The sequence below is a fragment of the Cryobacterium sp. TMT1-3 genome (genome assembly GCF_004402315.1).
Taxonomy (GTDB): domain Bacteria; phylum Actinomycetota; class Actinomycetes; order Actinomycetales; family Microbacteriaceae; genus Cryobacterium; species Cryobacterium luteum.
In genome coordinates, this window is the sequence record NZ_SOFW01000037.1 from 1 (window position 1) to 12,622 (window position 12,622).

Annotated in this window: 14 protein-coding genes; 7 read left to right on the top strand and 7 right to left on the bottom strand. The window is 61.7% G+C overall.

Going from position 1 to position 12,622, the window contains the following annotated elements; genetic code table 11:
• Positions 1-147: 147 nt before the first annotated feature.
• Positions 148-957 (top strand): aminoglycoside 6-adenylyltransferase, encoded by an 810-nt coding sequence (locus E3O25_RS12320; protein ID WP_092112951.1) that lies wholly within the window; start codon positions 148-150, stop codon positions 955-957.
• A gap of 125 nt (positions 958-1,082) precedes the next feature.
• On the opposite strand, the gene E3O25_RS17535 is transcribed toward E3O25_RS12320, so the two are convergent.
• From E3O25_RS17535 to E3O25_RS12335, 3 genes are all read right to left on the bottom strand, one after another.
• Complete coding sequence (locus E3O25_RS17535) at positions 1,083-1,958, bottom strand: helix-turn-helix transcriptional regulator (protein ID WP_241988586.1); 876 nt, start codon at positions 1,956-1,958, stop codon at positions 1,083-1,085.
• A gap of 255 nt (positions 1,959-2,213) precedes the next feature.
• Positions 2,214-2,405, bottom strand: a complete 192-nt coding sequence (locus E3O25_RS12330) for a hypothetical protein (protein ID WP_092112954.1) — start codon at positions 2,403-2,405, stop codon at positions 2,214-2,216.
• A gap of 436 nt (positions 2,406-2,841) precedes the next feature.
• Positions 2,842-3,426, bottom strand: coding sequence for a recombinase family protein (locus tag E3O25_RS12335; RefSeq protein ID WP_134361286.1), 585 nt, complete (start codon positions 3,424-3,426; stop codon positions 2,842-2,844).
• Positions 3,427-4,243: 817 nt separating this feature from the next.
• Between E3O25_RS12335 and E3O25_RS12340 the strand changes: the two genes are divergently transcribed.
• The 5 genes from E3O25_RS12340 (at position 4,244) to E3O25_RS12360 (ending at position 8,257) form a co-directional block, all read left to right on the top strand.
• Positions 4,244-4,669 (top strand): hypothetical protein, encoded by a 426-nt coding sequence (locus E3O25_RS12340; protein WP_241984094.1) that lies wholly within the window; start codon positions 4,244-4,246, stop codon positions 4,667-4,669.
• 229 nt (positions 4,670-4,898) lie between these two features.
• The gene (locus tag E3O25_RS12345; protein WP_134361287.1) at positions 4,899-5,657 is read left to right on the top strand and encodes a hypothetical protein; all 759 of its coding nucleotides are present in this window, start codon (positions 4,899-4,901) and stop codon (positions 5,655-5,657) included.
• Positions 5,654-6,187, top strand: a complete 534-nt coding sequence (locus E3O25_RS12350) for an RNA polymerase sigma factor (protein ID WP_092112962.1) — start codon at positions 5,654-5,656, stop codon at positions 6,185-6,187. Before E3O25_RS12345 ends, E3O25_RS12350 begins: the two co-directional genes overlap by 4 nt.
• A gap of 557 nt (positions 6,188-6,744) precedes the next feature.
• The gene (locus E3O25_RS12355) at positions 6,745-7,338 is read left to right on the top strand and encodes an RNA polymerase sigma factor (protein WP_092112965.1); all 594 of its coding nucleotides are present in this window, start codon (positions 6,745-6,747) and stop codon (positions 7,336-7,338) included.
• On the top strand, positions 7,304-8,257 hold the full coding sequence (locus tag E3O25_RS12360) for a hypothetical protein (RefSeq protein ID WP_134361288.1): 954 nt from the start codon (positions 7,304-7,306) through the stop codon (positions 8,255-8,257). The genes E3O25_RS12355 and E3O25_RS12360 overlap by 35 nt, the downstream gene beginning before the upstream one ends.
• Positions 8,258-8,816: 559 nt before the next feature.
• Here E3O25_RS12360 and E3O25_RS12365 read toward each other — a convergent pair.
• On the bottom strand, positions 8,817-9,212 hold the full coding sequence (locus E3O25_RS12365; RefSeq protein WP_134361289.1) for a hypothetical protein: 396 nt from the start codon (positions 9,210-9,212) through the stop codon (positions 8,817-8,819).
• Between the two features lie 158 nt (positions 9,213-9,370).
• Here E3O25_RS12365 and E3O25_RS12370 point away from each other — a divergent pair, with 158 nt between their 5' ends.
• The gene (locus E3O25_RS12370; protein ID WP_134361290.1) at positions 9,371-10,003 is read left to right on the top strand and encodes a LysE family translocator; all 633 of its coding nucleotides are present in this window, start codon (positions 9,371-9,373) and stop codon (positions 10,001-10,003) included.
• A 227-nt stretch (positions 10,004-10,230) separates the two neighbouring features.
• On the opposite strand, the gene E3O25_RS12375 is transcribed toward E3O25_RS12370, so the two are convergent.
• The 3 genes from E3O25_RS12375 to E3O25_RS12385 form a co-directional block, all read right to left on the bottom strand.
• Positions 10,231-10,542 carry a transcriptional regulator gene (locus tag E3O25_RS12375; RefSeq protein ID WP_092108203.1) on the bottom strand — a complete coding sequence of 104 codons (312 nt, stop codon included), beginning with the start codon at positions 10,540-10,542 and terminating at the stop codon, positions 10,231-10,233.
• Positions 10,532-11,002 (bottom strand): hypothetical protein, encoded by a 471-nt coding sequence (locus E3O25_RS12380; RefSeq protein WP_092108205.1) that lies wholly within the window; start codon positions 11,000-11,002, stop codon positions 10,532-10,534. The genes E3O25_RS12375 and E3O25_RS12380 overlap by 11 nt, the downstream gene beginning before the upstream one ends.
• Before the next feature lie 723 nt (positions 11,003-11,725).
• A complete protein-coding gene (locus E3O25_RS12385; RefSeq protein ID WP_092108207.1) occupies positions 11,726-12,619 on the bottom strand; it encodes a dihydrodipicolinate synthase family protein in 894 nt (297 codons plus the stop codon).
• Between the last annotated feature and the right edge of the window lie 3 nt (positions 12,620-12,622).

Below are 12,622 nucleotides of genomic sequence, written 5' to 3' on the forward strand. Positions count from 1 at the left end.
GAGCCCAAAGCACCTCTCCACTGCGGCATCGTTTCTGGGTTTGCACCAAAAGGGAGTCCGAAACGTAGAGCCGTACGCGTCCCGCAAAGGGTTCCCCTTGTGGCCGGCCGGTGCTGCTGGGTGCGGACTCTGTGGAAAGCTGGAGGTGTGGAGTACGACAACGCAATCGACACGCTGACCGCCTGGGCGCAGATAAGCGAGAACGTGCGCGCGATGGTGATGACTGGATCCGCAGCCGCGCACGAGACGCACCCCCTGTCGGATCGCGATATCGAGATCTACGCCACGGACCCGGCACCGCTCCTTGCAGACGATTCCTGGTGGGATCAACTTGGGGAGGTGCTCGTTGTCGAACGCTTGGCAACCCCCGGTTGGCACCCGGCCCGCTTGGTTTACTATGTCGGGGGCAAGCTGGACTTGACTGTCATCAGGGCTGCCGTGCTGCCGATGATCCGCCATGAGCGGCCTTTCACCTTCCTCGTGGACAAAGACGGTCTTTCCGGCTCACTGCACGTGGCTGCGGTGAGGTCTTCATTGCCCGACGAGGCGGCATTTCAGGAGCGACTGAACTGGGGGTACGCGGCCGCGCTGATGTGCGCGAAGGCAATCGTCCGAGACGAGCTGTGGTCCTGCAAGATTCGAGACAGAGACCTGAAAGCGTCACTGCTGACCTTTATCGAGTGGGATCATTGCGTGCGCCACGGACTTGACTACGACGTGCGCTTCCTGGGGTCCCGCATGCGGCAATGGATGGACGCCGACGTGCAGCTAGCGCTTGAACAGTGCTGGGCACATTTCGACGTCGTGGACTCTGCCAAGGCCCTGCACGCTTCGATCGCCTTGTTCGCCAGGCTTGGCAGAAGTATCACGGATGGCCTTGGCTTCCGGTCCTTCAACCACGACCGCGTCCACCGCGAAGTCGAAGTCATCCTCGCCATGCAGCCGGATCCCCGCTAGAGGATCCACCGGAACGTTTTGCGCAAAGGGTTCCCCTTGCGGACGTCCCGTCTGTCCCGAACATTGCACTCCACTGCAGACCGGGGCGGCCGTGGGACAGAAATCGGGATGTCGATGCCCCGTGATCAGCGCAGTAGCCTGCTTTGGTAGGCGTGAGCGACGATTTGTGCCCGGGATGTGAATCCGAGTTTGGTGAGAATACTGCTGAGGTGAGTTTTGACCGTTGACTCGCCGATGTGAGCGCTGTGGGCGATGTCGCTGTTGCTCAGCCCTCGGGCAGCCAAAAGGAATATTTCCCGTTCGCGCGACGACAGGGCGGCGATTGAATCCCAACTAGCGGCATCTGGGTGCGGGCGATTGGGATCAGGGGCGTAGATCTCTGTGTCGGCCGCGGCCGCGCCCGTGGGAAGTTCGCTGGATGATTCTTGTTCGGGACGCATGGCTGGTACTCGAAGTCGCGATCCGATATGCCAGGCGCCCAGCGTCAGCAGAAGGCCCACCACCGACCAGATGAGGAATCCTTGAACGACTTCGATGTTGGCCGCTTCCTTTCCGTTGATGGTTCCCCACACCCCGGACATTGACAGGAACGGAACGTTCAGTAATGCGCTCACGGCAACGCTGCAGACGATGGACAAGCCCAGCAGTACACGGCGCGTGTTGACCCGGCTAAAGGCGCTGATGCCAACAACAAGGAAAACAAGGGCAAGATAGGCAACCCAGCTGACCTGGCTGAAGCGCGCCGGCCAAAACAGGAGTTGCAAGACCAGCAGGCCCCCAGTCAATGACAGAGCGGTGCCGGGTCGAACCCGGCAGAGCGCGATGGCCAGTCCGAAGCCCGCCGCAATAAACACCGCGTACGGATTCGTCAGGAACGTGTCCGTTCGCGACGGGACGTAGTCGACAATGCGGTTTGACGACTGCACAAACCACGCAGTGAAGAACAACGCCCCGAGCGCTGGCTCACGGAAACGGACCAAGTGTGCACGAATCTTCGTCATGCTATGACAGTAGATGCCGCAGCAGCGCTTCGACGCACAGGGGCGAGGCTTTCCTCACTCTGGGAGATGCCTCTCCTCCTTCTGGGGGATCCCTCTCCGCCGAAGGAACGAGAGACCGAGGCCTTCCCGTCCCGCTGGGGGTCCCGATACGGATGTCCGTTCGGAGTCTGTCTTTCCTCGATCAAAACCAACGCCGTTCTGCCGTGTCAGCTGCCCTGCTCGGCCTAAGCTGCGACATGGTAGCCGTGTGAACCCTCACTGCCGCGCATGGAAAAAACCAAAGGAACTTAGCGTCCACAGCGGCCCAACGAGAGTGGCAATGACGATGGCCACCATAACGATCCGAAGAAATCTATTCCGGTGGCGTTCCCTCACGACGACACCGACCAGCAGCAGTGCCGTGAATAACCCGAAGAGAATGACGCTCATCACGAGGGTGAAGTTCATTCCTACCCCGTCTGTGCAGCCCTCCGGCGGGGGAAAGACCGCTGGACACTGGAGCGTCGCCGGCTGAAGTGCCGAGGTTATCCAGAGGGAAGCAGCGACGACTATTGCGGCCGGAACCGTCCAATGCCATAAGGGGCGCGCAATACCTGGTGCCTTCGGTGAACGCGTCATCCACTCAAGATAGCGGGCGACGATGGCTTTGGTCGCTGACTCCATTTTCGGCCGGAGTTAGCAATCGGTCCGTTCGCAGAACGACGATTGCTATGGATAGCGAGACGGCGACGCGCTATTTCGCGGATTCGTCGCGCGACCAATCTTTCTGCAGATGACGGGCGCGCAGACGCACTCCATAGAGGTCTACAAGATCGAGCGTCCCGTTAAGGGTTCCCGTTGCCGGACCAGCTGGTCCGGCAACGGGATCCAAATTAATGGTCCCTCAGCGGTTCGAATCGAATTGACGTTGGATAGTTCGGTAGACGGTCGACCGCGCGACGTTGAAAAGCTCCGCCAGTTCCGCGCTGGAATGAAGGCCGGCGTTGTGGACTTCGACCAAGTGCTTCTGCTGCGGCACCGACAGCTTGGGCTGCTTACCGCGAAGATGCCCCTTCGCTTTAGCCGCCTGCATTCCTTCCCGCGTTCTCGCGCGAATCAGATCCGATTCGAACTCGGCGACCATCGCCAGAATATTGAAGAGGAGACGCCCGACCGGGTCGTTCGGATCGTGTACCGCTCCGCCGATACTGAGCTTGACGTCTTTGGCCGTGAGCTCGTCGATGATGTCTTTCGCGTCCCGGAGCGACCGTGCGAGTCTGTCGAGTTTCGCCACGACCAGGGTGTCGCCAGCACGGCAGGCGGCCAGCGCTTCGCGAAGTCCCGGTCGGGCCCGGTTCGTTCCGGTCAGACCATGATCGGTGTAGATCAGTGATGATCTAACGCCCAGACGTTCCAGGGCATTGTGTGGGGCGGTGAGATCTTGTTCTTCGGTGGACACGCGTGCGTATCCAATCGGTAATCCATCCATGGCGAAACCATCCCGCTCGGCTCAAAGTGAGTCAACAATCGTCGCAGTCGGGATCCCCCCTTGCGGTCCTGTTCGGCCACCCAACAAAGCCAGTGGGATGGTTTTGTTGTTTCGTTTGAAGTCATTCTGAGACAGGAGAGAAACAACTGCATTGACACTTGCGTTGCCCTCGAGTGGTAGCGCTGACCCCGTTTCGCCGTGTGAGCTAATCTTTTACCCATGGATAGGGTGCCGGCTACTTCGCAACTTCGAACGGAGGTCAGCAGCGTCCTCTTTGAGCTCGTCGGAGCGACCGCCGCTATTTCACTCTTCGTTGCGACAAACGCGCCAGCCGAGAAGAGCACAGGTGCAGCGCTTGGCGCCTTGCGCGAATGGGGCACAGCTGGCGCTGCGGAGATGTCCCTAAGGGGCTCATCTTTTTCCTAGATTGCGGGTTGCGATCACCTCGAGGCATTCGCAGTGGTGTTGCGAAACCCTCGATCGCCAACAATGTCCCTGGCGACGCTGGCGCGGGGTGCCGTGGAGTCCTGGGCCCGGGCGTGGTGCTGCGTCCTGCCGTGAGCGTGATCGCTCGGGCGCCCAATAGGACAGCTCGCTGATCCAGCGGTGCACCTGGTCGCGGTCGATCTCAGCAAGGTCAGATGAGAACCGATAATTTGCATTCATCGTTCCATCTAATCGTGTTGATACAAGCCGTGCTGAGTTCGGTCAACTGGACCGACCGCCGAATCCATTTGCGCTTGGCGAGGATCAAGACGAACGAGCGCCCCGTAGGGGTTCGGCATTGGAACCGTCGTGTGGCCGATATGGTTGCGGAATGGACACTACTCAGCGGCTGCAATATCGCTGGGCGGCCGGGCTGCTCCTAGTTCAAGGCGTCCTTATGGAGGGGCTCGTCTTCATTGGCGTCCTTGTCCTCTTGGCTCTCAGAATTCCGCAAACGACCATCGTCGAAAATGCCGATGTTTTCGCCCTTCTCTATCTGCAAGAAAACCTCTATCTCATGATGGCTATGAGCGGGATTTTCGCGGCTCTGCGCGTGCTGGGCGCGGTCGGGCTTCTGAGGAACAGATTGTGGGGCCTTGCGCTTTCCTTGATCAATTGCGTTGTGACGCTGGCGCTGATGGTTTTCCTGCTTCCCGCTGGCCTGTTAGACGGGGTGTTGTCGGGCACAGCCTTGGTGCTCATACTCTTTGCTCGCTTCGGCCAGACGCCAGATGGACGACCGAAGCTGATTCTCTGAATGGCGGCCTACGCCGTCTAAGTGGAAGTCTGACGGACCGTCTCGCAAGACGTTCCCCGTACGGGCAACTCGCACAGCGAATCGACTTGAGGGATCACGCTTCAACGCGGCCGGTGGGCGTCCCCCTTTCGAGACGCGAAGTTGTATTCGCCGATTTCATGGGTGAGTGTCACACTTTGACCTCGGCCGGTCATGTCCTAGGTATAAGGCTGATGAGAGGACGAGGTTCATGGCAATCACCGAGAACGAACTTGACGGGCGACTGCGAAACGGTCGAATAGTAGTGCTACGGGACGAGATTCTTCCACCTGGAGTGGTATCTGCGCTCATTTCCGATACGCGTGCCACCGCTCGGAGTCGAGCACTTCGTACGCGGGTCACGGCAGTAACGGCAGCGGGTGCGATAGTGCTCAGCGGTTTTGTGGCTGGACCAGCCACCGCCGACATTGTGCAGAAGTTTCTAGCGCAAACCGTCTTGAATCCGGATCTCGATAGTGTCGCCAGTCCGAGCGAGAAAATGATCGATACCGGCGCATCCGATTTCCCCGAGTACGCGGCCTCGATCTATCCCCAGTGGCTGCCGCTCGCGCCCGGTCAGACACAGCAAGGGGTTATCGCCCAAGTCGTAGCGCAACAGGCGGCCAATCCTGCGCTGACCCCGGAGCTAAACGTGCAGCGCAGTTTTGAAACCATCGTATACACCACGTGGATGGGGGAATGGATCGCCGCCCACGACGCCGGCGATCAAACCAGGATGACTGCCGCCATTGCCGTATTGGAGGACACCCCAACCTGGCCGGCACTGGTGGCCACGGACGGCGGTGGTGTTACTAAGCTGATGGCCGGATTCGTAGCTGAAATGGCCGACGGCGACGCTGAGGTCGCGCAGGCCGCAGCTCAATATGACGGCAACCCGGCCTGGGACGGAATCGACCGTGATGCCCTCATTGTGGAGCTCTTCACCAAATACATCCCTGAGGCGCTGTGAGCACCGTTGAGGGAATCGATGGGCTCGTATTCGTAGACAAGGTCGTGCTGGTCGGGCCCCTTCAGGACGTAATGCGGGAACTGATACCGGACCTTCTCGGCTATTTCTTGAATCGGTTAGATGATCGTGAGGATGCCGCAGACGCGGTAGCAGACACGCTGCTTGTTCTGTGGCGGAAGGAGCGCGCGGTGCCCGCCGGCACCGAAGATGCACGACGATACGCGTTCGGCGTGGCACGCAAGATTCTCGTCACCGCGCGACGTGGTCGCCGGCGCCACACGGCCTTGGCCGACCGGCTACGTGTCCTAGTTCGCGAGGAGATTATCCCCGGTCCTGAAGTTGACATCGACCTTCGAACAGCTCTCGGCAGCCTGACCGATCGTGACCGCGAGCTGGTTTTGCTGGTCGCGTGGGAAGGTTTCTCGGTCGCCGACGCCAGCCAGATTCTTGGCATCCGACCGGATGCCGCGCGAGCACGCTACTCGCGGGCACGTGCCCAACTCCGTGAAACACTTGGCGCGACACCATGACGTCCCCGCGAGAGCAGCCTCGGCTGCCGAGCCGCACGACGTTTTCAAACCCGACTGGGGCAGCTGGGGACAGCCCAATTCGGCCGGATGACATCGACCTGCCAGCCGCCGTCTCCATTGTTATCGCGACATGGTGAGACGCCTCGTACGATTCGCCGGTCTGCCCAGACTAGGCACTCCGGAGTCAGACCGAACTCGGCCGCGTCCCGTAGCAGGTTCGGCTTGCGGGCACCGAGCGTCGGCGTTGAGCGGTGCTATCAGATCGCATCGCCGAAGGAAAAGAACTGTCTTGGAACCTGAGTTTCTCAAAACCCGTGGGACACTCTGGAAGATCCGCAGGCACGTCCAATCGGCCGGCGTACCATTGTCCCCGCTTTGCGGATGCAATTGGGCTTGCGGTTGTGCGCGCCCATGAGCCCAGTGGTGCAGCACCTCCAAGGGGCAGTATCGAGTTCATCGATGCTTGGACGAGCCCGCGGGAGAACGCCTCCGCGCGTGGACGCTCGCGCGCAGCAAGATTGGTGTGAACCCAATCGATTGAATCGAGCAATACGAATATGAGCCCTGATAACGACGTAATAGAGCGGTCGGCGCGTGAGCCGGCCGTGTTCGCGACGTTGTACGACCGTCACGCGTCATCAGTTTTCCGGTATGCCGCACAGCGGCTGGGCGACCACGCTGCGGACGATGTGATGTCGGAGACGTTCCTGGTGGCATTCGAACGGAGGTCGGCCTACGACTTGACGGTGGTCGATGCGCGCCCGTGGTTGCTGGGTATTGCCACGCGACTGATGCGGAAGCATGTCCGCTTGGAGGCGACGGCGTGGAAAGGGATGATAGCGGACCTCACGGCGCAGATCGTCCCCGACCTCATCGACCTGGCCGGCGCACGTATTGACGCTCACCGCCTCACCCAGCGGTTGGCGAAGGCGCTGCGGCGACTGCCGGAGATCGATCGCGACACCCTGCTGCTATACGCCTGGGGCAACCTCGACTACGCCTCGATCGCCACAGCGATGGAAGTACCGGTCGGAACAGTGCGCTCACGACTGAATCGGGCACGGCGCCAACTGCGCCGTGCCGCAGGCATCGAAACCCTCGAACAGGAGACGGACTATGGACGAACTGACACTGCTCCGCAACATGCGTGACGACTCGCGCGAACCGAGCCCGACGGCGTTGGCTGCGGGGCGGGCAGCGCTTCTCGGCCGCATCGCGGACGACGCGACTTACGCGACGGCGCAGCATCGAAAGAAGCGGCGCTGGATGCCGCGGCTGACCGGGGCTGCTGCCGGAGTGGCCGCCGCGATGACGGGCGTCCTTGTGGTGGGCAACGTCACCTTGAGCGCGCAGTCGGCCTACGCGAGTGACGTGCTGCGTACCGCGGCCACCCAGACCATCCAATATGCAGATCTTGTGGCTGGCTCCGATCAGTACCTTCGTTCGCACACGCACGCTCGCTGGGGGGTCTGCGATGCGACCGGATGCGAGCCGAACGATCAGATCATGGACGTCTACATGCCCGCCGATCCCGAGGCGGAATGGACGCTCTACCGCGATTGGGGCAACATGCCTGGCGTGCTCACCGGCGAGTCGATCGAGACAACCCGAGCGGTCGACGGCCGATTCTATGACCCAGGGCATTCGTGGGTGAACGTCGACTATGCGGACATTCCCCTCGACGGCGCAGCAGCGTATGAGTGGATCGACGCTCAGTACAACGGTGGGTCGGCCTCCCGGGACGAGGACAACTTCGTGCGCATCACAGACATCCTCCGGTCCGGCCTAGTTCCGGCGCCACAACGCGCAGCTCTCCTCGACGCGCTATCTCGTATTTCCGGAGTTACGGCCACCGACAACGTCGCGAATCTCGACGGCGTGACAGGAATCGCGATCGGCCGGAACGAGATGCTCAGAGCCGGGGAACGCCAAGAAATCATCATCGATCCCGACACCGGACTCGTCATTGGTGAACGGGCCATGAGCGGCACAACTCTCTTCGGATGGGGAGTCAACGAAGAGATGTCGCTGACCGCGATCGAGACGACCGTTGTGGACACGGCGCCATGAACACTCCGAGCCACGAGGTAAACCCGGCCGCAGTTGATCTTCCGCCGACGTACTCTATCTTGGTCCCTCTTCCGTCGGCTCCGGTGACGACAACTACCCGGCGGCGTTGACCGCCGACGTGGCCTAGCATTTGGAATGGCTTTAACTCGCACAGCTTCCGCTCTGCGGGTTACCCAGGTTCTTGTCAACGGGCAGGAAGAGGTCCTACTCGCCATTTTTGCAGACGCTGCGAGCAGGCGGCTCTCAGCTTCGCTCCTTTACTCAGCGATGGGCGCATGCGCAGACAGCCGCCTGACTCACCTAAAGTCCACGACTGCAGTCACCGTCCCGCAGAGGGTTCCCCTTGCGGGAGCTTCTCAGGATCGGCGCGCCGCTAGATAATGGCCAATTCGAACTGCCGATTCACCGTCCGATTCGGCGTCCCCTTGCAAGTACCTCTCTTGGCCGACGTCCGGCCCGGGGACCAGGCGTTTGGCGCCCGCAGGGCGTCCAGGTGGGGAGAGGCCTGCACCGCCCGATCGGATGCTAATTGCGGTCCCCGCTCTGTAGGAAGCGACACTCACCTATCCTCGCCCAATTTCTTGTGGCGAAATGAAATTCCTTCGCTCGCGAAGAACATGACGAGCGCGATGACGGTTCCCATCCCTATAAGCGCCCACCCAGGGACATACGACGGATCTCTGAGTACGCAGTCGGCTCCGATCAAGGCGGCAACAACTCCGAATGCGCATCCAACCACCACAGCAACACGGTGCTCGCCAGTCGCCCTCTTTTCATTGGGTCGAACGTTAGGCGGTGGAAAAACGAGAAAGCCCAGACACGACGCCAAGCCGCCGACTACCCACATCACGTCTGCAGCAATGTTCCCGTCGTCGAGTATGCGCCGAATGGCGATGGAACCCATGAAAAAACCCAAAACCACAATCAGAAACCCCAGGTACGGGCGAAAGTTCACGGGTTACCTCCACAAGGACATGCTCCCAATCGGCGTTCTCTTCTGAAACTTCATGCTTATGCTCCTCCCACCAAAACTGTGAGTCCCAAGGGCTGGCGGGCGCCGTCTAATGCGCTCGCGTAGTCAATGGCCACGGGGTTTGCACGTAACATGATGCGGTGACGATCTCGCAAGCGATACTCGGATTTGCGGCAGTAGCCGCGATCCTCACGGTCATTCCCGGACTGGACACGACTCTGGTGCTTCGCTCTGCGCTCGTGCGGGGCCGACGTCAAGCCGTCGCGACAGCCTTCGGAATCGCGACCGGCGCGCTCATTTGGGGCGCGGCCGCAGCGCTGGGGGCCGCCGCGCTGCTCGCGGCCTCTCACCTCGCGTACCAAGTGGTGACCATCGGCGGCGCGCTCTATATGGGGTACCTCGGCGTCAGCATGATCGTCAAGAGCTTCCGCCGCACGGGCAATGGTCACGCCGATGCTCTAACCGAATCGGCCTCCCTTTGGCGATCATTCCTTACCGGCACGTGGACGAACCTGCTCAACCCCAAGATCGGCGTGTTCTATATCGCCACCATCCCTCAGTTCATTCCAGAAGGCGCCTCCCCACTCGCTATGGGCCTGCTGCTATCCGCCGTTCACGCGCTCATGAGCCTGGTCTGGTTCGCCATCATCATCATCGGCGCGAATGCCGCGCGCCGATGGCTGGCCCATGCCCGAGCGCTTCGCATTATTGACCGGTTTGCAGGAACCGTGCTCATCGGATTTGGTGCCACGCTCGCCCTCGAGCACCGATAGGCAAGCCCTCCCCACCTGAACTTTGTCGGCGAGCGAGCGGACGTTCCAGCTGCCCCTGAAGATCATTCCCTCCAACGCACGATGCTGTGCCCTGATTCAGTCTCAACCAGAGATTGATCAGGTTCGTCCACTTGTCGGATCCGCCACGGAATCTGCCGATGACGAAGAACGCCGGCGACTAGCGTGGGAATCGACTCCGCCCGTACGGGGTCCGGATTGCGAACACATTAGAGCGCTTCCGGTCTAGCGAGCTCCCGCAGCGCTGTAATGTGCCCGTCAAATGCCGTGCGCCCTCGACATGTAAGCGAAACGGTGGTGGTGCGACGTGAGTCCGCTCGTTCAGGCGATGTCTGCTTCGAGGTGTGCACGTAGCCGAGTTCGATCAGGTTGCGAATCGTTTTGGAGAGGTTCGCTTCGCTCACATCGAGCGTATCGACGAGGGTGCTGAAACTGGCGGCGTCCAGCGGACGGAGGAGCGCACAGAGCCGCAGCCGTGTGCGTGCATGGATCGCCTCATCGAAGCGTGGGTCAGCGGGCACGTCTCAGGTCCCGAGCGTATGCCTTGTCGTAGATCGCGACGCCGACGAGCATGAGTATGAACCCGGCGGACGTGGAAGCGATGATCCAGGAGCGTTCGCCGATCATTGCGAGGGCGAGGGAGGTGACGAAGGCTGCGACTATCAGGGCGCACAGTGCGATCAGCACTGCCAGGCTCACCGGACCGGCCGGGCGGTTGGTCGAGATCCCGGTCCGCTTGCGAAAGGCGTGATCGATGCCGACGAGGGCGATGGTGGCAAGCGCGGTTACGACGCTCATCGGGCCAGCCACGCCCGCCGCCGGCGAGGCGACTACTGCGGCAACCGCGAGAGCCTGTGCCGGAGCGGCCCACCACGTCTCAGCAGTGAACCGAGCTGCCAGACGGCGGCGATCGCCGTCGATCATGCCGAGCGCCTCGCGAGCGAACGCGGAGTCTGGCTCGTCGAAGTAGGCTCTGTCCATGCAATCAAGTGCATCACTTGCCTACTAGTTATGCAACTCCATTCGACTTCGAGTCTTGCGTTGAAAACGGTGTCAGTGGCCCTTACGCGTGTGGGACATTACCGGACGCTAGTCCCGCTAGTTCGCGTAGATGGGGCTTGCCCGCACGGAGAAGCGCGGTCAGTCCGTCGAGGTGCGAGTGCGCGCTGATACGCCGGCCTTTTGGCCCCTCGCGGAACTGCTTGCCCTGACGTACGGGCCGCCCGCCGTGCGGGGGAGCTGGGGGACGCTCCGGCAGACATCGATGTACTCCTCGTCGGCAACCCGCCCCGTGGTGCTGTCAACGAGGCGGCACGCCTCGCCGGCACCAGTCTGGGGCGCAGTCTGGGGCGCGAAGTGAACGTGCGAATCGTGAGTGCGGCCGCGTGGGAGGCTGCCAGCACGGACCCGTTCTTGCGCACCCTGACCGAGCGTCCGATTGTGAGCCTTGAACTTCGGGAGGAAAACCCATGATCAACCGTGGGGACCGCGGTAGAGCCGAGGTTGACTTGCTTGTCAACCAAGGCCGCCGTACGCGGGTCGCTGCCAATCGTGACCTTGGCGAACGTCACCTAGCGCAGGCGCAGGTGCACCTCACGGCAGCAGTGACCCTGCGCGACCTCGATCCCGCCGGCGCGTTCACCCTCACATACGATGCGGCGCGCCTCGCGCTCGCGGCCAGGTGTCGTCTCCGAGAGACATGTGTCAGTCATCGAGCCGCAGCTCGTCAACGAGCTGCGCGACGCGTGCCCGCGCGACCGGCCCGAGTCCCTGCACCGGGCGGGGCAGACAGTTGGCTGCGACGAGCCCGAGATGCTCTGCGATCGCCGCGGTGACGCGATAACTGCCGTGGGCCGCAAATAGCGCCCACAGCGGTTGCAGCCTGGCGGATTCAGCCGAAGCCGCCGCGTGGTCACCGGCGAGTGCGGCACGGGTGATTGTCAGAGCGGGGACGGGAAGGGTGCCGCCGATAACGGAGTACCACGCGTCACAACCGGCGTTGAGTCCGGTCGCTGCGAAGCTGTCGCCCGAGACGCCAACCGTTACGGTGCCGGGGATCTGGTCACGGATCGTCCGCACGCGCGCGGCCGCGTCGTCAGGATCGGCTGGGACGCCGGGAATTTTGATTGATGCCACCTGCGGCAAGGTCGCAATCCGCGCGTAGAGGTCATCGGTGAACGTGACGTGTGTCGTGCCGGGATTGTCGTAAACCACAAGTGGCACGGATAGGTCGGCGGTGACATCTTTGAACAGGTCGAAAACTTCGTCGTCCCCGAGTGCTTGATAGGTGACCGGGGCGAGGAGGACCGCCCTCGCGCCGGCCTCCTGCGCGTCTTCCGCTAACTTCTGCACCTGAGAGGTTCGCAGAGCGCCGATCCCTACGATGACCGGAACCAGGCCGGCATGCCGAACAGCGACCTGAGCGACGCGACGCCGCTCCTCTCGATCGAAATACATATACGAGCCTGTCGATCCGAGCGCGGTGATCGAGTCGACTCCTGCAACGGTCAAGCGTTCGAGCAGACGGGTGTAAGCCGCCTCGTCGAAGGCGTCATCGCGGAGAGGGGTATGTGGGAAAGCACTGAGGCCGGTGAACATCGG

What these genes read in the sequence shown, in the direction of transcription:
- E3O25_RS12345 (WP_134361287.1), top strand. Translation starts at nt 4,899, where the DNA reads ATGGCAATCACCGAGAACGAACTTGACGGGCGACTGCGAAACGGTCGA.
- E3O25_RS12355 (WP_092112965.1), top strand. Translation starts at nt 6,745, where the DNA reads ATGAGCCCTGATAACGACGTAATAGAGCGGTCGGCGCGTGAGCCGGCC.
- E3O25_RS17535 (WP_241988586.1), bottom strand. Translation starts at nt 1,958, where the DNA reads ATGACGAAGATTCGTGCACACTTGGTCCGTTTCCGTGAGCCAGCGCTC.
- E3O25_RS12380 (WP_092108205.1), bottom strand. Translation starts at nt 11,002, where the DNA reads ATGGACAGAGCCTACTTCGACGAGCCAGACTCCGCGTTCGCTCGCGAG.
- E3O25_RS12385 (WP_092108207.1), bottom strand. Translation starts at nt 12,619, where the DNA reads ATGTTCACCGGCCTCAGTGCTTTCCCACATACCCCTCTCCGCGATGAC.
- E3O25_RS12330 (WP_092112954.1), bottom strand. Translation starts at nt 2,405, where the DNA reads ATGAACTTCACCCTCGTGATGAGCGTCATTCTCTTCGGGTTATTCACG.
- E3O25_RS12335 (WP_134361286.1), bottom strand. Translation starts at nt 3,426, where the DNA reads ATGGATGGATTACCGATTGGATACGCACGCGTGTCCACCGAAGAACAA.
- E3O25_RS12360 (WP_134361288.1), top strand. Translation starts at nt 7,304, where the DNA reads ATGGACGAACTGACACTGCTCCGCAACATGCGTGACGACTCGCGCGAA.
- E3O25_RS12340 (WP_241984094.1), top strand. Translation starts at nt 4,244, where the DNA reads ATGGACACTACTCAGCGGCTGCAATATCGCTGGGCGGCCGGGCTGCTC.